Here is a 20,089-nt window from a genome sequence, read left to right on the forward strand (position 1 = left end):
TTGCCTCCTCAGTGCCGGATGCGCGGATCGAGCAAAGCGTAGGCGAGATCGATCAGGACGTTCATGAGGAAGATGGCAATGGCCGTGACAAGGATCGCCGCAAGCACCACGTTGAAATCCCGTTGCAGGATGGAGTCGATCATGAGCTTGCCCACTCCGGGGAAGCCGAAGATGGTCTCGACAACGACCGCTCCGTTCAGCAGGCTCGCTGCCTGATCGCCCACCACGGTGATGACGGGCAGCATCGCATTACGCAGAGCGTGGATGAAGATGATGGGTCCGGACTTCACGCCCTTGGCGCGGGCCGTCTTCACATAGGCCGAGGAAAGCGCGCCGACCATTGCGCCGCGCACCACCTGGACGATGATCCCGAAGGGGCGGACGAAGAGAACAGCGATCGGCAGGATCCAGTGCAGGACCGATCCGGTGCCGGAAGTCGGGAGGATCGCGAAGTTGATCGAGAAGATGACGATGGCGACGATCGCCAGCCAGAAATCCGGTACTGACGCTCCGACGAGCGATATCATCGAGGAGAACCGGTCGAAGAAGCCGCCGGAGCGGAAGGCGCCAAGCGAGCCGACGACGATCGCCGCACCGGTGACAAGGGTCATCGTGATGATGGCGAGCCAGAGGGTCCAGGTGAAGGCCTCGAGTACGACATCGAGGGCAGGGCGGGCCTTGCGCAGGGATTGACCCAGGTCGCCGGTCGCAACGTCGCCCACATACCGGGCGAACTGGACGAGGATGGGATCGTTGAGCCCGTGCAGTTCCCGGAACTGGTCCTTCATCTCGGCGGACGCCTCGACGGGTAGAAACAGAGCCGCCGGGTCGCCGGTCATCCGGGACAGAAAGAAAACCATGACGATCAGGCCGATGAGCGAGATCAGGCTGGCGAGCGCGCGTTGGCGGATGAATCTGAGCATGGCAGCCCTCGATTTGCATGAGGCGGCGGGTATCCCGCCGCCGGAAGGTCTTCGTTCGAACGGCCGCTTTTACGCGGTTTTCGCAGTTGCAGACGGAAAGCTGCTACACACTTTTCCTGGGATTGCTCCAGGTCATTTGATCTTGATCTCGGAGAGCTGCAGCATGGAATTCGTCGCCATTGTCGGCTTGAAGTCCAGCCGCTCCGATACCCGCGAGAAGCCGACCATGTGGAACAGAAGCACATCTGCCACCACCTCGTCGTGCACATAGGCGATGAGCTCGGACCAGAGCTTTGCGCGTTCGTCACCGACGGCTGCATTTGCTCGGGCGATCAGGTCGTCGACCTTCGGATCGGCAAAGCCCGACTGCGTGCCTTCGGAGTCGTATTTGAAGAACATCGAGAAGGAGGGATCGCCCTTCGAGTTGTCGTGCATCGCCGCAACGAGCTGCGGGCCGCGCCCGTCCTTGAAAGGCTTTGAATAATAGACCTCATGCTCGGCGACCTCAACGAACTTGAGCTCGACCTGAAGCCCGACCTCCTGCAACTGCGCCTGGATAGCCTCCATGATTTCGGTCACGTTCGGGAAGTTCGCCGTGCGCGCGATGATGGTGATCGGCGTGTCCACCTTGACGCCGTCGGCCTTGGCTTCCTCGATGAGCTTCTTTGCCTGATCGGGATCATAGGGGAAGACCTTGACGTCCGGGTTCCAGCCGAGCGTCGGCCGCGGAACGATAGCGGTGGCAAGAACGGCGCTGTCGGGCACCAGCGTCCCGAGGAAAGCTTCGCGGTCGATAGCAAGGTTCAGAGCGCGGCGCACGCGGACATCGTTCAGCGGCTCGATATTGTGATCGATGCGCAGGTAAACGGTCTCACTGTCGAGATAGGAGAAATCCGTGGCAGGATTCGTGGCCTCGGTCTGCGATATGGAGGGCGAAAGGTCTGCTTCACCCGTCTGGACCATTGCGGCGCGGACCGCAGGATCGGAGCGGAACAGATAGGTGGCCTCGGTGACCTCCGGCTTCTCGCCCCAGTAGTCGTCGCGGGCAGTGAGCACGATCTGCTGGCCGGGCGTCCAGTCAGTCAGCTCGTAGGGGCCGGTCCCGACAGGCTCGCGAACGAATTCCATCGGAGTCTCTTCCGGTACGATCGTCAGCAACGACAGGAGAAGCGGCAGGATGGGCTGAACGGGATCGACGGTGAAATCGATGGTGGCGTCATCGACGACGTCGATCTTGATGTTCATGCCGCCGAAGTAGCGGCGCGACTCGCAGGCGTTCTTGTCGCTCATCACGCGGTCGAAGCTGTACTTGACGTCTTTGGCGTTGAAGTCGGTGCCGTCGGAGAACTTGACGCCCTTGCGCAAGTTGAAGCGCCAGCTGCCATCCTCCTTCTGCTCCCAGCTTTCCGCCAGACGCGGCATCAGGCCCTTGCCGCCGCGAACGTCAAGCTCGGTCAGCGTCTCGCTGACGTTCTGCATGATGATGCGGCCGATATTGGAACGCGTGGCCATGCAAGGCTCAAGCAGATCTGCCTCTTCCGGTAGGACGATCTTGATCGGTCCCGATTCCCCGAAAGCGGGGGATAGGGCGGAGCCCAGCATGAGGACTCCCAAAAGCAGCGATCTTTTCATTTGCATTCTCCTCCCTAAGAATTTCGTGTCAGGCGGTTGCCTATTTTCGACCTGTGCCGTTTCCGGGCCGCATATCGGCAGCAGTCAGCCTCCTAGCTATCGTCTATGGACGGAGTTTTTCCTTCCGCCGCCTGGAATTGCCCCGACAATCCAATTTCCTGATAAGTTTGTCAAATTGTTTTCTCGCCCATTGCGATCCGAAAAATTTTCGGTCTTAAAAAAATAAGTGTTTTCAACACTATAATGCAATCCATCAGCCGCAAAAGAGTTGCAAAAGAAAAACAGAAAACTTGACAACTTGAGAAATAACGCGATTGTCCATGGCAACAGGAGGCTTTCATGACGCCTGAGGAAATCGCAAACGCAATGACCGGCAAGCTCCGGGAAGCCAGGGACGGCAGACTGGAATCGCTGCTCCCGTCGCCCATGGTGCAGAACCATGCGGCCTTTCTGCACAGGCTCGAGGACGGAAGTCTCGTCTGTGCCTGGTTCGGCGGTACGCTAGAGGGAAAATCCGATATCTCGATCTTCGCTTCCGTGCTCGCGCCAGGCGCCGAGCGATGGGGCGAACCGCAGCGGCTGAGCTTCGACGCAGACCATTCCGAACAGAACCCGGTACTCTTCACGGCGCCCGACGGTCGGTTGTGGCTTTTCCATACCTCCCAACCTGCGGGCAATCAGGACGAGTGCCGCATCCGCATGGCCGCGATCGAGAGGGATCCTGACGATCCGACGAAACTCGATGCCGCCGAGGGGCGCTATCTCGACCTGCCGCGCGGCTGTTTCATCCGCGCGCCGCTGGTCGTGAGAGATGATGGCGCCTGGCTGCTTCCCATCTTTCGCTGCATTCAACGCCCCGGCCAGAAGTGGAACGGCAGCCACGACAACGCGGCGGTCGGCATTTCGACCGACGGCGGTGAAAGGTGGCGGCTCGCCGATCTGGAGGACTCGATCGGTTGCGTGCATATGAGCCCGGTCCCAGTCGGCGGAGACGGCTACGCCGCCTTCTTCCGTCGCCGCCAGGCGGACCAGGTGTACCGCGTCGAAAGCGCCGATGGCGGACGGACATGGAGCTTGCCGGCGCCGACCGATGTGCCGAACAACAATTCCTCCATCGCCGTCATTCGCTTGAGCGACGGCCGATTGGCCATGATCTGCAATCCCGTGAACGCGGCCCTTTCGCCCGATCGCCGGGCGTCGCTTTACGACGAACTCGGAGAGGATGACGGCCGGCCCGACGCTGATCCGTCGGGCGGGTGCGTGCCTATTTGGGGCGTGCCGCGAGCACCCGTAAGCGTCTGCCTGTCGGACGACGGCGGCCGTACCTTCCCCGAGCGCATCGTGATCGAGAATGGACCGGGGACATGCCTCTCCAACAATTCGACCGATGGCCACAACAAGGAAATGTCCTATCCGTGGCTCCTGGAGGGAGACGACGGCAGCCTGCACATCGCCTACACCTTCCATCGGCGTGCAATCAAATATGTCCGTCTGCCGCCCGGATGGGCAGACCGGACTGACGGGAGAATTCGATGAGCAACATTATCGGCATCACCATGGGCGATCCCTGTGGCGTTGGACCGGAGATCACGGTCAGGTCGCTTGCGGAAATGTCGGCCGAGGACCGCGAGGCGACCCGGATCTACGGCAACCTGGCGACGCTCGAGGCTGCAAGGAAGGCACTCGGGGTTGCCGTCGACCTTGCACCACATGTTGTCGATCTTCCGATCGAGGGAGCGCCGCTTGCCTGGGGAAGCCTCTCCGCGGTTGCAGGCGATGCTGCCTTTCGCTTCATCGAACGCGCGGTGCGCGATGCCGAGAAGGGCAAGATCGGCTGCATCGTCACGGCGCCGATCAACAAGGAGGCACTCAACATGGCCGGCCATCATTATGATGGCCATACCGGCATGCTGCGCAGCCTGACCGGGTCGAGCGCCGCCTATATGCTCCTTGCCTCCGAGCGTCTCAAGGTGATTCACGTGTCCACCCATGTCTCGCTCAAGGAGGCGATCAGCCGCGCCACGACCGAGCGGGTCCTTGCCACGATCCGGGCCGGCAACGCGCATCTGAAGCGCATTGGCTATGAGCGCCCGCGGATCGCGGTCGCCGGCATCAACCCCCATTGTGGCGAGAACGGCCTGTTCGGCACGGAAGACGACGATCAGATCGGCCCCGCGGTGGCGGCGGCCCGTGAAGAAGGCATCGACGTGCAGGGGCCGATCTCGGCCGACACCGTGTTCCACCGCGCCTATTCGGGAAGCTTCGATCTGGTCGTTGCGCAATATCACGATCAGGGTCACATCCCGATCAAGCTCGTCGCCTTCGATACTGCGGTGAATGTTTCCGTGGACCTGCCCATCGACCGCACCTCCGTCGATCACGGCACCGCCTTCGACATTGCCGGAAAGGGCATCGCAAATCACGGCAACCTGAATTCCGCGATCGCCTATGCCCGCAAACTCGTGGCCGGCAAGGCAAGCAGAAAGGCAGCGTCATGATCACGATTCATCAGCCGCGTCGGCTTGTCGTCGGCGCGGGGAACATCAGTCAGGTCGGCACGTGGGCCGCTGAGGTGGCCTCGACGCTCGTCATCGCGACGCCGATCACATCGGGCTTCGCCGAGCGCCTGCAGCTTCCTGGCAAGCTAACCCTCTTCGATGCAATTCCGGGGGAACCCGATATCGCGACGCTCGACGCGGCGCTGGACGCCGCCCGGAAGGCCCGCCCGGACTTGATCGTCGGTCTTGGCGGCGGCTCGGTGATGGATGTCGCCAAGCTGGTGGCGGTGCTCTGGGATTCGGGACAGTCGCTTGCGGATGTCGCCGGGCCAAATCGCGTGGCTGGCCGCAATGTGCGCCTGGCGCAGGTCGCGACGACGGCGGGCACCGGCTCGGAAGCGGGAATCCGCTCACTGATCACCGATCCCGGCAAGGGCAGCAAGATCGCGGTCGAAAGCCCGCACATGATCGCCGATCTTGCCGTACTCGATCCGGAGCTCACATACAGCGTGCCGCCTGCCGTCACCGCCGCGACCGGGGTGGATGCCATGGCGCATTGCGTCGAGGCCTTCACCAACCGCAAGTCCCATCCGATGATCGACGGCTTTGCCCGCATGGGGTTCAACCTCGTCGGCAAATATCTCGCCCGTGCCGTGCGGGACGGAGAAGATACCGAGGCGCGCGAGGGCATGATGCTCGCTTCCTATTATGGCGGCATCTGCCTTGGCCCCGTCAACACGGCGGCGGGGCACGCGATATCCTATCCGCTCGGCACGCTCCTGCACCTGCCGCACGGCCTCGCCAATGCCATCATCTTTCCGCATGTGCTTGCCTTCAACCAGCCGGTCGTCTCCGCAAAAACGGCCGAGGTCGCCGATGCGCTTGGCCTCGGGCAGGGCCTGTCGCAGCGTGATCTGCTCTCGGCCGCAAGGGACTTCTGCGCCGGTCTCGGCATAGAGATGTCTCTGGCCGCCAATGGCGCCAAGGGCGCGGATCTGCCCCGCTTTGCCGCCGATGCCCATTCGATCCGCCGGCTCATGGACAACAATCCCGCAGATATGAGCGAGGCGGACGTTCTGGAGATCTATCGGGCGGCATTTTAGCCTATTGCATGATCCTTTAATCGGATCCGATTGAAGGACAAAAACATGCAGCAGATCGAAGTGCTACAGCGACCTTTGTGCGTCTTATAAGACGCACGGCGCTGTAGGGCGTAAGGCGAGGCGCGGAAATTGTGTATGGCGCTCTGACGGGCGAGCGACGAACGCGCTGTATCTGACTAGGTCAAGATGATTTCAGGCGGAACGACCTAAAATCATGAACGTGATCACAGGTTAGAGCGGATGCGGGCGAAAACCGTGCGCACTTTTTTCGCCCCGCTCTCGTCCAGGCGTGATGACATGAAAAAACAGACACACCTGCCAGGCACGAAACGGCTACGCTCCAGCACTTTGGAATAGATCACGATGTTTTCAGGGCCAATCCCGCCTGAAAAACATCGTGATCCAGACTACTGCGAGGCGAGGAACAGGCGGTCGCGCGACCCGGTCAGATGCTTCAGCATCAATATGCGAGCGTCTTCGGCGTTGCCGGCGGCGATGGCGTCGGCAATCGCCTCGTGTTCCGCGAACACGCGCGAGAGGCCGCTTGCCTCGCGCTTCACCGAGATGCCATGGAACTTCATGCCGACGGCAATGTGTTCCTTCAGCGCCTCCATGGCGGTCGAGAAGTAGCTGTTCTGGGCAGCGCGGGCGATCGCAAGATGGAACTGGAAGTCAGCGTCCTCGCGGTGAGACTGCCGATTGGTGGCGTCACGCAGCAGTTCGAGCGCCCGGCGGATCGCTGCAAGGCTCGTCTCGTCGTGCCGGAGCGCGGCGGCGGCCGCGGCGGCGGGTTCCAGTGTCAGCCGGAACTCATAGCAGTTCAGGAGATCGGCGACGTTTTCCAGCTGACCGAAGCCCAGCGGTTCGCGAAGTCCCGTGGCGCGCACGAAACTCCCCGCGCCGCGCCGCGAGTAAATGAGTCCCTGTTCCCTGAGGCGCCGCAATGCCTCACGAACGATCGGTCGGGATACCTCGAACTCCGTCGCCAGCTCATGTTCGGTCGGCAAACGCTCGTCAGGCTTATAAGCGCCGGACTTGATCGCCCGGTGCATTCTTTCGAACACGATGTCGGGCAGGCCCTTGCGGGGGGTCCCTTCCTGCAGTCCCATCGTCTATCTCGCCTCCCCCAGAATCTGCCTCGCGATGTCGCTCAGAGTGTCCCGCCGGCCGAATCCGCCGGACTTGGTGATGATATAACGGCCATCTGCAAAGGCCAGCGCCATCCCCGGCATGCATTCGCCGAGGAGACGGAAGCGGGAAACGCCCAATCGTGCCAGCACAGCCTCGGCCGTTGCGCCTCCAGTAAGCAGCAGCGTTGAGGCGCGGCCGGTGAAAGCCGGAACGACGCTCTCCGCCAGATTGACGGATACCTCGGAGGGGCTGAGCGGCATCTCCCCCTCGACGGCCTGAATGACGGTCACCATTTCCGCAGGGCGGCCTGCTTCTTGCTGCACCCTGCCGCCAACGGCCGGGAAATAACCCACCGCGTAATCTTCCCGCAGCACCCCGACCTGTTCGACGGTGATCGGGTCGCGGGAACCGACGACGATCAGAATCGGCTCCTGAGGGACTGACATCAGGGGTAGCCCGGCACCGCCGGTCATGCGATGAGCAAGCGCTTCGGCAAGTCCTCTTGCGCCGATCATCAGGTCGCATCCGGCAGCCTCGCCCGTTTCCACTGCAGCGAGCATATCGTCGCGAGACGTGGTATCCGGGATCAATGCACTTTCCGCGTGACGGCCGAGCCTTTCGGCGATTGGGATCGGAGCGTTCACGCCGAATCCCCGCACATGGCCACCGGCCACGACGCGGCCGAAGTCGGGTATGGCCGGCGCGACAAGCGCGCGGTTATACCTGATCGCGTCGAGTTCGACCTCGATATTGCCCTTGAGCCGGGAGTCGACCTTCTTGAAAATCCGCGCGTCGTCGGGAACGTGTTTCAGGACGTCGGACGTCGCCATGCGCGCCTCGTCCGGGGAGACCTCGCGCGACTTCACATTGACGACAAGAACCTCCGGTTGGTCCGCAAGGGCGGCATCCACGGATTCCAGCGCGAGTGCGACCTCCGTATGAAGGCCGCGCCCAGCGAACGGGGCAGCCGAGTCAAGAGCGCCCGTCAAATCGTCGGCGAGAATCACAAGCATAAGAAGGCGATGAGATCCCATTGTTGTCATCTTAGATGACGTATTTTCTACATGTAATGCAAGGATATGCAAATTCAATTTTACAAATACGTATTAGAATGCCTTGGCGGTCTTCGCTTTGGAGCGCCGCAACCACATCGCCGCACAAGAAGGAGGGAGGTGGGCGCCTCCCTCCTTCTTGATCGTATGAGCCGGCGCCATTCGTCCGGCGCATGCGACTTACATCTGTTCCTTTTGGGCGCCGCCCCTCGGCTTGGCGGGTGCCAGTTGCGGCTTCTCGCCCATAGGCATGATCGACCCAGCCTTGAAGCTGCCTTTGCCATCGATGGATGTGCCTTGCGACCACCGGCCCGCCACGGGATCGCTGCCGTCCTGCTGAAAGCCCAGGAAGGCATAGCTGAACTCCTGCTGTTCCTGATCCTGCGGGAAGCTGTTCGGAATGGGGAAGACGCCCTGACCGCCGCCGAGCTCCTCGATGGCCGCGAGCCACTGGTTCTGGTGCATCGTGTCCCGTGCAATCAGATAGGACAGCATGTCTTTCATGCCGGGGTCATCCGTCATCTCGTAAAGCCGAACCGCGAGCGCCCTGCCAGTAGACTCCGCCGCGACATTCGCCACCATGTCCGCAGCGATATTGCCGCTGGCATAGATATGCGACATGTCGAAAGGTACACCGTCGGAGTCGACCGGCATCGCCGATAGGCCCGCCGACAGCAGGTTCTTGAGATTCATGCCGCCGAGCACAGCGCCGGAGATGGGGTCGTTTGCGACTTGCTCTTTGAGACTGAGCGGCGCGCCCTCGAGATTGAGCGCTACCGCCGTCGCCAGCATCTCGATGTGACCCAGTTCCTCCGCCGCGGTGTTCATTAGAAGGTCGCGAAACTTCGGGTCGCCGCGCGCACCGCAGGCCTGGAAGAAATACTGCATTGCCACGCGGATCTCCCCCTCGATGCCGCCGATTGCCTGCTGAAGGGCGCGTGCGAAAAGCGGATTGGCTTTTTCGACGCGGACTGGATATTGAAGCTTGCCGTCCGTGTAAAACATGTGGTCCTCCTGTCTGGGAAGCGACCCAAACCGCAAGGCGCCGCCGCTGTTCCGGCACTGCCCAAAAAGAGCGGGACGGGGAAATTTGATCCGTTTCGCCGGTTTCCTGCTGATTGCGATGCAGCAGTCCGCAGCTGGCCTGCATCAAAAGGTGCGTTTTGCGGCAAAATGAGATTAAAAGGTGCAAGAAAGCCGCGCGCCCGCTCTGTAGCTTCCCGATCAAGGGCGCGTAATGCATCCTCGGAATTTCGGGAGAGAGCCCGTCTTGATATTCTCGCGAAACTTCCAAGGAGCGCAAACCGTTCTATCCAGGAGCCCGGCGGCGCATCACACACGCAGACCGCCAGTTGCACGAGCCGGGAGTTGGACGTGAGCCTCAGAATGATCGCCGAAGAGAAGGTGGGTGTGTTTTTCGGGGAGCCGGAATCTCCTTGTCTGGTGGCGCGGCCGGTTCATGCGGCGAAATTTTCAGTGACCCGTCTGCAGTGCCGCCTGGACGGCAGGGCCAGCCGGTTGGTAAGGCTGCCGGCTGACGATGCCTATTTCCTCATGCTCTATCTTGATGATGCGCTTCATCGCGATGTTGCCGGCGACGGCACAGAGTGCGAGGTGCGGCGATACCGCGAGGGTTCCGTCTGTCTCGTAGACCTGACGCATGGCGCGAGCATCCGGCTCGTGAGCGACCTCGATTCGCTGGCCTTCTATATGCCGCGAGACCTCTTTCGCGAAGTATCCAAAGTCGCGAATGCCCCCCGGGCAACCGGGCTCAGGTGCCGAAGGGGCGAGGACGATGACGTCATGCGAAATCTGGGCACCGCCCTGCTTCCCTTCTTCGACGAACAGGGCCGCGGCCAAAATGCAGTCCTCCAGCATATTGCAATCGCAGTCTGTGCGCACCTGCTTCACTCCTATACCGATCCCGGCGAGGCTCGCGGCGGCGTTGCGGGCCTGTCTGTATGGCAGGAAAAGGCCGCCAAGGACTTCATGATCGAGCATTTTGCCGAAGACTTCTCGTTTGCGGCCGCGGCCGCCGCGGCCGGTCTGTCCAAGCGGGACTTCATCAATGGCTTCAGCGACGTTGCCGGCTTGACCCCGTCCCAGTGGCTGATGCGTCACAGGATCGTCCGGGCGAAACAATACCTGACCTCACGCGCCTTGACGTTGAGCGAGGTGGCGAAGCGCTGCGGCTTCAGCGACGTGGATCAATTCGACCGTGCCTTTCGCAGAGCCACGGGAACCTCTCCTTCCGATTGGCGCGGACGATGGCTCAACTAAACTCCGGATGAGGGAAGTGCGAGCGGTCTGGCATTGCTCTGAGAGGGCGGGTTGGACGGCTGTCACATGAAGATGAGGTGGCGTATGGTAGTGGGCTCCTGCTCATTGTATCCAGTCACAGATAGCTGCGAATCCGCAGCAAGATCAGGCCGCGTAGCGCGCCAAACCGGAAATCGGAGACCCACACCGATGGCCCTTCATCAGGAATCGAATGCCGTGGATTCACAAGGCCCGATCATCAGATCGATCACTTCCGGCGATATTTCGGTGACCAGAGTCTGTTCCGACCGGTACGATCTGAAAGCCGCACCGGCGACACCCTGTGCCGAAGCATTCAGTGTGATCGTTCAACTGCGTGACTTTGAAGCCCATCGACTGTGGAAGGCTGGCAAGCTCGTTTACGAAGGCGGGCACTCCAGGGCATCTCTGGCGATCACCGATCTGCGCGATCGCTGGCAGTGTCATCATCTTTCGCCATTCGACAATATTCGCTTTCAAATTCCATTTGCCCGAATGAGCGCCTTTGCGAAGCAGGCCGGGCGGAACGAATATCTGGGGCTTGCCTCTGTGCAGGGGCGCATCGATCCCGTGATGTACGGACTTGCCCAGGCGCTGTTGCCGTCGCTCGAAAGTCCCGAAACTGCCAGTTCCCTTTTTCTGGAGCAAATCAACCTTGCCGTGCTGGCGCATCTGAGCCAGACATATGGCGGGCTGCACTTTCCGATCGGCAAAAAGGGGACCCTTGCGCCCTGGCAGGAAAGACTTGCGACGGAATTTCTCGCGAACCACTTCAATAAACCGTTTTCGCTTGGAGAGTTGGCACGCCTTTGCGAGCTGTCGCGCAGCTATTTCAATAAGGCTTTCAAGGAGAGTTTCGGGCGCACGCCATCCAGGTGGCTGAGCGAATATCGGACCGGGCGCGTGAAGGAGCTTTTGCTTCAGGATGTGCCGATCGCGGAAGCCGCAATCGCCTGCGGTTTCGCGGATCAGAGCCATCTGACGCGGGTCTTCACTGGTCTGACGGGCGAGACGCCTGCGCGCTACAGACGGAAGAACCGGTGCGCGCGGCCAGCAATGGAGCAGCTCTCCGGCTGAAGGCCTGAGCGCAGATGGCTCAGATCCTTCAAAACGCGTGTGTTTCATACAAGAATGCCGGCTTGGCAAAAGCGATGATGTGAGCGGGATGCAGGCGGAAAACCGGCCAGCTTTCCTCATCCCGCTCCAGCTGACAGGTGGCTCAATTTGCAGGACCAAGACGGCATGACGAACGCTTCTTCAGACGTCGCCGGCCCGCGCCCCCGCGACAGCCTTGGCTGTTCCGTGGAAAAGCTGGACGAGGACCGCACGATCGACGGCGGCAACATGACGTTTCACCGCAAGCGTTCCGCGAGGGCACCTGCCGGCCGGGTCAGCACGCCGGCCACCGGTCGTGGCTATCTGATAGGTGTTTCGGCGTCGGGCGGCCATCGGCGACGAATAATCCGGGAGCATCATTCCACGGTCCACGATTTCGAAGAGAATTCGATCTATGTGAGAACCTTTTCGGACGATTATCGGGCAGACCTCAACGGTTCTTTCGACTTCATGCTCCTTGAGGTCAGCCATAGCGCGCTCGAGCGGATCACCGATGGGGCGGACATCAAAGGTGTCACGGAATTGAATTCCGTTGCGGGACACGCTGACCCGGTGCTCGGCGGCATGCTGGGCGCACTGTTTGCAACCGTCGACGGGCAGGCCGGCAGAAGCGCGCTCTTCGTCGATCAGCTCTCCGCCGCCATAGGCATCCATCTCGTGCGCCAGTACGGGAACGGTCGCGGTCGCGCGGCGGGTAAAGGGCGCAGGCTTTCCATGCGTTCTCAGTCGTTGCTCAAGGATCTCGCGCAGAGCAGACTGGCCGGAGACCTGACCGTCGAAGAGCTCGCCGGGATATGCCAGCTGTCGCAGGCCACCTTCCTGCGCGCCTTCCGCGAAACTCTGGGGAAGACGCCGCACCAGTGGCTGTCGCAACAGCGGATAGAGAAGGCCATCCATCTGCTGGAGTTCACGCAAGCGCCGCTCCGGGAAATCGCCACCCTTTGCGGCTTTTCGGATCAGAGCCATTTCACGCGTGCCTTCGTGCAGGCGATGGGCGCGACGCCGGGCGTGTGGAGAAGACACCGGCAGTCGTGAAAGCGGGCGATGAAAATCTTCAAAAAGGTGTCTTCGGCTACAAGAACGGGACGGCCGCTCCTGCCATTGTCGCAGCCTTTCAAGCTGCAATTCGGCAGCCAACGGAAAGAGGCCGAAACCATGACCCTGAACGCGACACCGACCCCCGGGAACCTCCTCGTTTCGCCCAATGACCACACGTTGATCATGATCGACTTTCAGTCGCAAATGGCCTTTGCGACGAAATCGATCGACGCGGTCCTGTTACGAAACAATGCGGCGCTCGTCGCAAACGCGGCGGCGGGTTTTGGCGTCTCGACTGTTCTGACGACGGTCGCGGAGAAGACTTTCTCCGGTCCGATGTTCTCCGAAATCACGGATGCGTTCCCCGGACAGGCGCTTCTGGACCGCACCTCCATGAACACCTGGGAAGACGCGGCAGTGATCGAGGAGGTCAACCGCATCGGCAGGAAGCGCCTGGTCTTCTGCGGCCTGTGGACTTCCGTATGCATCGTCGGCCCGACCCTTTCCGCGCTCGACCAGGGCTTTGAAGTCTATGTGATCGCAGATGCTTGCGGCGACGTGTCGGACGAGGCGCATGAGCGCGCCATGGACCGCATGGTGCAGGCAGGCGTCAGGCCGATGACCTCCCTGCAATACATGCTCGAACTGCAGCGCGATTGGGCGCGTACCGAGAGCTACGAGATGACCACCGGCATCGCCAGGAAGTTCGGCGGCGCCTACGGTCTCGGCATCATCTATGCCAAGTCGATGTTCGGCGCTTCTGAGGGGCACTGAGCCGCGCTGGTCTGCTCCGGCCGCGCCTGCGGTCGGAGCGTCGATCCGACCTGAAATTATCGTGATGCAAAGGAAGCGACGATGAAGATGTATCTCCTTTCGCTCGGAGCGGGGCTGCTCGTTGGCGTGATCTACAGCCTTCTCAACATTCGCTCTCCCGCACCGCCGGTGATCGCGCTGGTCGGGCTCCTGGGAATCCTCGTCGGCGAGCAGGCGGTGCCGCTCGTCAAACGCCTGTTATCGGGCAATCCGGTAACAGTTTCCTGGGTCCACAGTCGCTGCGCCCCGCATGTTTTCGGCAATTTGCCGACCGGGGCAGATGATGGCGGCATGCGTGATCGTCCAGCCAACACGGAGCTCAGCTGATGCCGACGCGCCGCAGTTTTCTTGGTGCAGCGTCCTCCCTGGCGCTCCCGGGCCTGATTTCACCGGCGCGCGCCGCCAATTCTGTTTCGACCTCAGGAGACAAGCCGATGAGCGCCGATCTGATCCTGCACCGTGGTCTGGTGACCACGCTGGACGCCGCGAAACCGAACGCCACGGCCATCGCCGTCAAGGACGGCAGGTTCCTTGCCGTCGGGCTGGACCAAGAGGTCATGGCGCTTGCCGGGCCGGACACGAAGGTCGTCGACCTGAAGGGCAAGCGCGTCCTGCCTGGCCTCAATGACAACCATACCCACGTTGTGCGCGGTGGGCTTAATTTCAATATGGAACTGCGCTGGGACGGCGTGCGCTCTCTCGCCGACGCCATGAACATGCTGAAGCGGCAAGTGGCGATCACGCCGCCTCCGCAATGGGTGCGCGTCGTCGGCGGCTTCACCGAACATCAGTTCATTGAAAAGCGGCTTCCGACGATCGACGAGATCAACGCGATCGCCCCCGACACGCCGGTGTTCCTCCTGCACCTTTATGACCGGGCACTGCTCAACGGCGCGGCATTGCGCGCGGTTGGTTACGGCAAGGACACGCCGGATCCGCCCGGAGGTGAGATCACCCGGGACGCCAGGGGCAATCCGACCGGGCTGCTCATCGCCAAGCCGAATGCGGGCATTCTCTATTCGACGCTTGCCAAGGGACCGAAGCTTCCATTGGAATATCAGGTCAATTCGACTCGGCACTTCATGCGCGAGCTCAATCGGCTCGGGATCACCAGCGTCATCGACGCGGGCGGCGGCTTCCAGAACTATCCAGACGACTACGCCGTCATTCAGAAGCTCGCCGACGAAGGGCAGATGACGGTGAGACTTGCCTACAACCTCTTCACCCAGAAGCCGAAGGAGGAGAAGGAAGACTTTCTCAAGTGGACGTCCTCCGTAAAATACAAGCAGGGCGATGACTTCTTCCGTCACAACGGCGCTGGCGAAATGCTCGTCTTCTCTGCGGCAGACTTCGAGGATTTCCGCGAACCGCGCCCGGAAATGGCGCCCGAAATGGAAGGTGAGCTTGAGGAAGTCGTGCGAATTCTAGCGGAGAACCGCTGGCCCTGGCGCCTGCACGCGACATACGACGAGACGATCAGCCGTGCGCTCGACGTCTTCGAGAAAGTCAACCAGGACATCCCGCTTGCCGGCATCAACTGGTTCTTCGACCATGCCGAGACGATCTCGGACAGCTCAATCGACCGCATCGCGGCGCTGGGCGGCGGCATAGCGGTACAGCATCGCATGGCCTATCAGGGCGAGTATTTCGTCGAACGCTATGGCCATGGTGCCGCCGAAGCTACGCCGCCGGTCGCGCGCATGCTGGATAAAGGCGTCAAGGTCTCCGCGGGCACGGACGCCACGCGCGTCGCCTCCTACAATCCCTGGGTTTCGCTTTCCTGGCTGGTGACCGGTAAGACGGTCGGCGGTATGCAGCTCTATCCGCGCGCCAACTGCCTCGACCGCGAAACGGCGCTGCGGATGTGGACCGAGAAAGTCCAATGGTTTTCCAACGAGGAGGGCCGGAAGGGCCGCATCGAAAAGGGGCAGCTCGCCGACCTTATCGTGCCGGCCAAAGACTATTTCACCTGTGCCGAGGACGAGATCTCGTTTCTGACTGCCGATCTGACGATGGTCGGGGGCAGGATCGTCTATGCGGCAAACGATTTCGCCAGCCTCGACGAGAACCCTCTGCCGCCGGCGATGCCCGACTGGTCGCCGGTAAGGAACTATGGCGGCTATGCGGCGTGGGGCGAACCGGAGGGCGCGGGAAGGCATTCGCTGAAGCGAACGGCAATCGCGTCCTGCGGCTGCGCCAGCAATTGCGGGGTCCATGGGCACGACCATGCCGGCGCCTGGACATCGAGACTGCCGGTTGCAGACCTGAAAGGGTTCTTCGGCGCGCTTGGCTGCTCTTGCTGGGCCGTGTGAGGGAACTTCAGATGACGAACATTTCATTGCGCGACGCCCGACCGGTGAGGTCGTCCGTGTCGGGGCTTCATTTTCTGGCGCTGCTCGCCCTCTGCTCCGCCTATATTCAGGGCCCTTTGATCAAGATTTTCGATTTTAGCGGCGCGATCGCCGAAATGGACCATTTCGGCCTTTATCCCGCGCCATTCTTTGCCGTCGGCGTGATCGTGTTCGAGCTCTCTATGTCGGCGCTCATCCTTACCGGCTTCTATCGGCGGGCGGCGGCGCTTGCGCTTGCGCTCTTCACCTTCGCGACGACCTTCATCGCATTCCGTTTCTGGGATTTGCAACCGGGCTTGGAGCGGTCCATGGCGATGAACGGCTTTTTCGAGCATTTCGGTCTCGTCGGCGCCTTCGTCCTTGTCGCCCTGTATGAACCCCGCCGTCGTCCGGCGGCAAGAAGGAGCTTCCGATGAAAGCGGCGGGTCTCGAGGGCACGGGCACATTCGCTCCGTTGCGGCAGCAGGTCTTTGCCGTCCTTTGGGTGGCAACGATCATAGGCAATACGGGCAGCTTCATCCGCGACGTCGCCAGTTCCTGGCTCGTGACCGAACTTTCGGCGACGCCCGCCGCGGTTTCGCTCGTACAGGCCGCGGCGACGCTTCCCGTTTTCCTGCTCGCCATCCCGGCCGGAGTGCTTTCGGATATCCTCGACCGGCGAAAGTTCCTGATCGCCGTTCAATTGCTTCTCGCTTCCGCCAGTCTTTGCCTTCTCACGCTCTCCGCCATGGGGCTTCAGTCCGTCAGCTCGCTCGTTGCGCTTACTTTCATTGGGGGCATCGGAGCCGCTCTCGTCGCACCAACATGGCAGGCGATCGTGCCTGAACTCGTGCAGAGGCAGGACGTCAAAGGAGCGGTGGCGCTCAACTCGCTGGGCATCAATATTTCGCGCGCGATCGGCCCGGCGCTCGGCGGTCTGCTGCTGGCCTGGTTCGGCGCTGCGGTCACCTACGGGGTGGATGTCATCACTTATGTCTTCGTCGTCGCTGCACTGCTCTGGTGGCGGCGCGGGACGCCTGAGGACGATGCGCTTGCCGAGCGCTTCTTCGGCGCGTTCAGGGCGGGTCTGCGCTATGCCCGGTCGAGCAGGGAACTGCACGTCGTCCTCATCCGCGCGGCCGTATTCTTTGCTTTTTCGAGCGCCATCTGGGCATTGCTGCCGCTCGTCGCGCGCCAGCTTCTCGGTGGAGACGCCAGCTTCTATGGCATGCTGCTTGGCGCCGTCGGCGCAGGCGCGGTCTGCGGCGCTCTGGTCATGCCGCGCCTGCGCGCCAGGCTGGATGCCGATGGCCTGCTGCTCGCAGCCGCAATCGTCACCGCCGCTGTCATGGGCGTACTTTCGCTCGCTCCGCCGCAATGGGCGGCCGTCGCGGCCTTGCTGGCCTGCGGCGCTGCCTGGATCACGGCGCTGACGACGTTGAACAGCACAGCGCAGTCCATCCTCCCCAATTGGGTGCGGGGACGCTCGCTTGCCGTCTATCTGACCGTCTTCAACGGTGCGATGACCGGGGGAAGCCTTGCCTGGGGCGCGATCGCCGAAGCAGTTGGCGTCCCGTCGGCCCTCGGCATCGCCGCGATCGGCCTTCTCTGTGTCGGGCTCGGCTTTCATAGGGTAAAGCTCCCCAGAGGCGAGGCCGAGCTTGTGCCCTCCAATCACTGGCCGGAACCGCTGACGGCTCAGCCGGTTGAGAACGACCGCGGCCCCGTGCTCATCCTGATCGAATACATCGTCGACAGGAAGGACCGGCCCGCCTTTCTGAAAGCGCTTGCAAGCCTCTCGCACGAGCGCCGCCGCGATGGGGCCTACGGCTGGGGCGTGACCGAGGATGCCGCCGATCCGAGCCGCGTCGTCGAATGGTTCACGGTGGAGTCCTGGGCCGAACACATGCGGCAGCACAGGCGCGTGTCGAAGGCGGACGCCGATGTTCAGCAGGAAGTCCGCGCCTATCATCAGGGGTTGGAGCCTCCCGCCGTACAGCATCTTTTGGCAATCAACCGCCCGCATATCAAGGGCAAGTGACGAGAGGGCGGAACGCCAGCGCCCCTGGACGTGCAAAACGCAGTGACGGCTGCAAGAGGCAAACATGATCGATTCTCTTCAATTGTCGCGCCGGCAAGCGCTGCTTGCGGGCGCCTCAGTTTCGTTGGCGATGGCTGTCCCGACAGCCTTCGCCGCGGAAAAAGACCCCATGAACCAAAACAAAGGAGCCGTTCCCATGACAAAGAACTTCATCACGACGGAAGACGGTGTCGAGATCTTCTACAAGGATTGGGGCTCCGGCCAGCCGATCGTGTTCCATCACGGATGGCCGCTTTCCTCCGACGACTGGGACGCCCAGATGCTTTACTTCCTGAGCAAGGGATACCGAGTGATCGCCCACGACCGGCGCGGCCACGGCCGCTCGACCCAGATAAGCGACGGGCATGACATCGCGCATTACGCGGCGGACGTGGCGGCACTCGCCACGGAGCTCGACCTGCGCGACACCATCCACATAGGACACTCCACCGGCGGCGGCGAGGCTCTGGCCTATGTCGCCCGGCATGGTGCCGGCCGTGTCGCCAAGCTCGTGATGGTCGGCGCCGTGCCGCCGATCATGCTCAAGACCGAAGCCTATCCGGGCGGGCTTCCGATGGAGGTGTTCGACGGTCTTCGCGCTCAGCTCGCGGCAAACCGCTCCCAGTTCTTCCTCGATCTGCCGAGTGGCCCCTTCTATGGCTTCAATCGCCCCGACGCGAAGGTCTCAACCGGCGCGATCCAGAATTGGTGGCGGCAGGGGATGATGGGAAGCGCGAAGGCCCATTACGAGGGCATCAAGGCATTCTCCGAGACGGATTTCACTGAGGATCTCAAGAAGATCGAGGTCCCGACGCTCGTCATGCACGGCGACGACGACCAGATCGTGCCCATCGACAGCTCCGCGCGGCTTGCCGTCAAACTTCTGAAGAACGGCACGCTGAAGGTCTACGAAGGATACCCGCACGGCATGTTGACGACGCATGCCGATGTGATCAACCCGGATCTGCTCGCCTTCATCAAGGGTTAGCGTGGAAGGAGGAAAAGTGCACACGCTTCTCCTCATCCCGCGCTAGCCATCACAAGCGATCACGTTCATGAAAGCCTAGGACGAACCGACCTAGAACCATGAACGTGATCGTGAGCACCTAATCAAACGTAGCAGTTCCTGATCCGAACGGGCTTGTCTGTAATGAACACGTGTGCAATATTGCGCGCGTGTGCAATGAGCAGGTGGAAGCCAGTGGATCGACAGTTTTTTTCGGATGACCTCCATGGTCGCGCAGAACTTTGCCGTGACGTCATCCGTTCCGCCGGCGCATTGGTGCTCAGAGGGTTTCTGGGCAATGGGAGACGAAGCGTCTCCATGAAAGGCCCCCAAGACTTCCTCACAGAAGTGGATGCGGCTTCCGAGGCGCATATCCGTTGCGCGCTCGCCGCGCATTTTCCGGAAGACAGTTTCTTCGGCGAAGAGGGTGGGGGAGCGATAAGCGAGCGAGCCTGGGTTGTCGACCCCATCGACGGCACGGCGAATTATGCACGGGGCATTCCGCATTTCTGCATCTCGATCGCCTTTGTCCAGAGCGGGTCTACCGAAATCGCCGCGATCTACAATCCGGCGCAGGACGAACTCTATTTCGCGCGACGCGGACAAGGCGCGACGCGGAACGGGGTTCCGATCCACGTCGCGCAAACGGCCCGCTTCGATGCCGCGTCTCTGGAAATGGGCTGGTCGATGCGCGTGCCGAACACGGCATATCTCGGCGTGATGGAAGCGCTGCTCGGCATGGGGGCAAATGTTCGCCGGGCCGGTTCCGGCGCATTGGCCCTTGCATATGTCGCCGATGGCCGCTCGGACGGCTATATCGAACTGCATATGAATTCCTGGGATTGCCTTGCCGGCCTGCTACTCGTGAGCGAAGCGGGCGGGGTGGTCTGTCCCTATCTTGAAATCGGCAGCCTGGACGCCGGGGGACCGGCTCTTGCCGTGGCGCCGGCTCTTGCTTCGGAGACGAGCCGCGCCTCGAATATACCGTTGGACGCAGCGGTGATTCCTGCCTGCCGGCAGACGGCTCCGGCCTGTCCGGCAACCTTCGTGGATTGAAGATCACGCGGCG

General features: G+C 61.7%; 18 protein-coding genes. 13 read left to right on the forward strand and 5 right to left on the reverse strand.

The window, feature by feature from the left end; genetic code table 11:
- Positions 1 to 8: 8 nt before the first annotated feature.
- Positions 9 to 923 (reverse strand): ABC transporter permease, encoded by a 915-nt coding sequence (locus FB009_RS03105; RefSeq protein ID WP_011969616.1) that lies wholly within the window; start codon positions 921 to 923, stop codon positions 9 to 11.
- 132 nt (positions 924 to 1,055) lie between these two features.
- Positions 1,056 to 2,555 (reverse strand): ABC transporter substrate-binding protein, encoded by a 1,500-nt coding sequence (locus FB009_RS03110; protein ID WP_145161433.1) that lies wholly within the window; start codon positions 2,553 to 2,555, stop codon positions 1,056 to 1,058.
- A 339-nt stretch (positions 2,556 to 2,894) separates the two neighbouring features.
- On the opposite strand from FB009_RS03110, the gene FB009_RS03115 reads away from it, so the two are divergent.
- Genes FB009_RS03115 through FB009_RS03125 form a run of 3 tightly spaced genes read left to right on the forward strand, consistent with a single transcriptional unit; the run spans position 2,895 to position 6,156 of the window.
- On the forward strand, positions 2,895 to 4,091 hold the full coding sequence (locus FB009_RS03115) for a sialidase family protein (RefSeq protein WP_018210129.1): 1,197 nt from the start codon (positions 2,895 to 2,897) through the stop codon (positions 4,089 to 4,091).
- Positions 4,088 to 5,053, forward strand: coding sequence for a 4-hydroxythreonine-4-phosphate dehydrogenase PdxA (pdxA, locus tag FB009_RS03120; protein WP_011969613.1), 966 nt, complete (start codon positions 4,088 to 4,090; stop codon positions 5,051 to 5,053). Before FB009_RS03115 ends, pdxA begins: the two co-directional genes overlap by 4 nt.
- On the forward strand, positions 5,050 to 6,156 hold the full coding sequence (locus tag FB009_RS03125) for an iron-containing alcohol dehydrogenase (RefSeq protein WP_011969612.1): 1,107 nt from the start codon (positions 5,050 to 5,052) through the stop codon (positions 6,154 to 6,156). Before pdxA ends, FB009_RS03125 begins: the two co-directional genes overlap by 4 nt.
- Positions 6,157 to 6,563: 407 nt before the next feature.
- On the opposite strand, the gene FB009_RS03130 is transcribed toward FB009_RS03125, so the two are convergent.
- From FB009_RS03130 to FB009_RS03140, 3 genes are all read right to left on the reverse strand, one after another.
- Entirely contained in the window at positions 6,564 to 7,265 is a 702-nt protein-coding gene (locus FB009_RS03130; protein ID WP_011969611.1) for a FadR/GntR family transcriptional regulator, read from the reverse strand.
- A 3-nt stretch (positions 7,266 to 7,268) separates the two neighbouring features.
- The gene (locus FB009_RS03135) at positions 7,269 to 8,300 is read right to left on the reverse strand and encodes a four-carbon acid sugar kinase family protein (protein ID WP_024311090.1); all 1,032 of its coding nucleotides are present in this window, start codon (positions 8,298 to 8,300) and stop codon (positions 7,269 to 7,271) included.
- A 219-nt stretch (positions 8,301 to 8,519) separates the two neighbouring features.
- Positions 8,520 to 9,344 carry a manganese catalase family protein gene (locus FB009_RS03140; RefSeq protein WP_011969609.1) on the reverse strand — a complete coding sequence of 275 codons (825 nt, stop codon included), beginning with the start codon at positions 9,342 to 9,344 and terminating at the stop codon, positions 8,520 to 8,522.
- Positions 9,345 to 9,713: 369 nt separating this feature from the next.
- Between FB009_RS03140 and FB009_RS03145 the strand changes: the two genes are divergently transcribed.
- From FB009_RS03145 to FB009_RS03190, 10 genes are all read left to right on the forward strand, one after another.
- A complete protein-coding gene (locus tag FB009_RS03145) occupies positions 9,714 to 10,619 on the forward strand; it encodes a helix-turn-helix domain-containing protein (RefSeq protein ID WP_011969608.1) in 906 nt (301 codons plus the stop codon).
- A 189-nt stretch (positions 10,620 to 10,808) separates the two neighbouring features.
- Positions 10,809 to 11,714, forward strand: coding sequence for a helix-turn-helix domain-containing protein (locus FB009_RS03150; RefSeq protein WP_024311092.1), 906 nt, complete (start codon positions 10,809 to 10,811; stop codon positions 11,712 to 11,714).
- A gap of 165 nt (positions 11,715 to 11,879) precedes the next feature.
- Positions 11,880 to 12,788 carry an AraC family transcriptional regulator gene (locus FB009_RS03155; protein WP_011969606.1) on the forward strand — a complete coding sequence of 303 codons (909 nt, stop codon included), beginning with the start codon at positions 11,880 to 11,882 and terminating at the stop codon, positions 12,786 to 12,788.
- A 126-nt stretch (positions 12,789 to 12,914) separates the two neighbouring features.
- The gene (locus FB009_RS03160) at positions 12,915 to 13,565 is read left to right on the forward strand and encodes a hydrolase (RefSeq protein WP_024311093.1); all 651 of its coding nucleotides are present in this window, start codon (positions 12,915 to 12,917) and stop codon (positions 13,563 to 13,565) included.
- Between the two features lie 81 nt (positions 13,566 to 13,646).
- Positions 13,647 to 13,931: a XapX domain-containing protein gene (locus FB009_RS03165; RefSeq protein ID WP_011969604.1), complete on the forward strand. Its 285-nt coding sequence runs from the start codon at positions 13,647 to 13,649 to the stop codon at positions 13,929 to 13,931.
- A complete protein-coding gene (locus FB009_RS03170) occupies positions 13,931 to 15,916 on the forward strand; it encodes an amidohydrolase (protein WP_018210132.1) in 1,986 nt (661 codons plus the stop codon). Before FB009_RS03165 ends, FB009_RS03170 begins: the two co-directional genes overlap by 1 nt.
- 11 nt (positions 15,917 to 15,927) lie before the next feature.
- Positions 15,928 to 16,371, forward strand: coding sequence for a DoxX family protein (locus FB009_RS03175; RefSeq protein WP_011969602.1), 444 nt, complete (start codon positions 15,928 to 15,930; stop codon positions 16,369 to 16,371).
- Positions 16,368 to 17,975 (forward strand): MFS transporter, encoded by a 1,608-nt coding sequence (locus tag FB009_RS03180; RefSeq protein WP_011969601.1) that lies wholly within the window; start codon positions 16,368 to 16,370, stop codon positions 17,973 to 17,975. The genes FB009_RS03175 and FB009_RS03180 overlap by 4 nt, the downstream gene beginning before the upstream one ends.
- A gap of 196 nt (positions 17,976 to 18,171) precedes the next feature.
- A complete protein-coding gene (locus FB009_RS03185; protein ID WP_011969600.1) occupies positions 18,172 to 19,002 on the forward strand; it encodes an alpha/beta fold hydrolase in 831 nt (276 codons plus the stop codon).
- Between the two features lie 213 nt (positions 19,003 to 19,215).
- On the forward strand, positions 19,216 to 20,076 hold the full coding sequence (locus FB009_RS03190) for an inositol monophosphatase family protein (protein ID WP_018210134.1): 861 nt from the start codon (positions 19,216 to 19,218) through the stop codon (positions 20,074 to 20,076).
- Positions 20,077 to 20,089 lie beyond the last annotated feature (13 nt).

The organism is Sinorhizobium medicae (assembly GCF_007827695.1).
Classification (GTDB): domain Bacteria; phylum Pseudomonadota; class Alphaproteobacteria; order Rhizobiales; family Rhizobiaceae; genus Sinorhizobium; species Sinorhizobium medicae.

Coding starts and splice junctions, on each gene's coding strand:
- FB009_RS03105 (WP_011969616.1), bottom strand. CDS start 923: ATGCTCAGATTCATCCGCCAACGCGCGCTCGCCAGCCTGATCTCGCTC.
- FB009_RS03110 (WP_145161433.1), bottom strand. CDS start 2,555: ATGAAAAGATCGCTGCTTTTGGGAGTCCTCATGCTGGGCTCCGCCCTA.
- FB009_RS03115 (WP_018210129.1), top strand. CDS start 2,895: ATGACGCCTGAGGAAATCGCAAACGCAATGACCGGCAAGCTCCGGGAA.
- pdxA (WP_011969613.1), top strand. CDS start 4,088: ATGAGCAACATTATCGGCATCACCATGGGCGATCCCTGTGGCGTTGGA.
- FB009_RS03125 (WP_011969612.1), top strand. CDS start 5,050: ATGATCACGATTCATCAGCCGCGTCGGCTTGTCGTCGGCGCGGGGAAC.
- FB009_RS03130 (WP_011969611.1), bottom strand. CDS start 7,265: ATGGGACTGCAGGAAGGGACCCCCCGCAAGGGCCTGCCCGACATCGTG.
- FB009_RS03135 (WP_024311090.1), bottom strand. CDS start 8,300: ATGCTTGTGATTCTCGCCGACGATTTGACGGGCGCTCTTGACTCGGCT.
- FB009_RS03140 (WP_011969609.1), bottom strand. CDS start 9,344: ATGTTTTACACGGACGGCAAGCTTCAATATCCAGTCCGCGTCGAAAAA.
- FB009_RS03150 (WP_024311092.1), top strand. CDS start 10,809: ATGGCCCTTCATCAGGAATCGAATGCCGTGGATTCACAAGGCCCGATC.
- FB009_RS03155 (WP_011969606.1), top strand. CDS start 11,880: ATGACGAACGCTTCTTCAGACGTCGCCGGCCCGCGCCCCCGCGACAGC.
- FB009_RS03165 (WP_011969604.1), top strand. CDS start 13,647: ATGAAGATGTATCTCCTTTCGCTCGGAGCGGGGCTGCTCGTTGGCGTG.
- FB009_RS03170 (WP_018210132.1), top strand. CDS start 13,931: ATGCCGACGCGCCGCAGTTTTCTTGGTGCAGCGTCCTCCCTGGCGCTC.
- FB009_RS03175 (WP_011969602.1), top strand. CDS start 15,928: ATGACGAACATTTCATTGCGCGACGCCCGACCGGTGAGGTCGTCCGTG.
- FB009_RS03180 (WP_011969601.1), top strand. CDS start 16,368: ATGAAAGCGGCGGGTCTCGAGGGCACGGGCACATTCGCTCCGTTGCGG.
- FB009_RS03185 (WP_011969600.1), top strand. CDS start 18,172: ATGACAAAGAACTTCATCACGACGGAAGACGGTGTCGAGATCTTCTAC.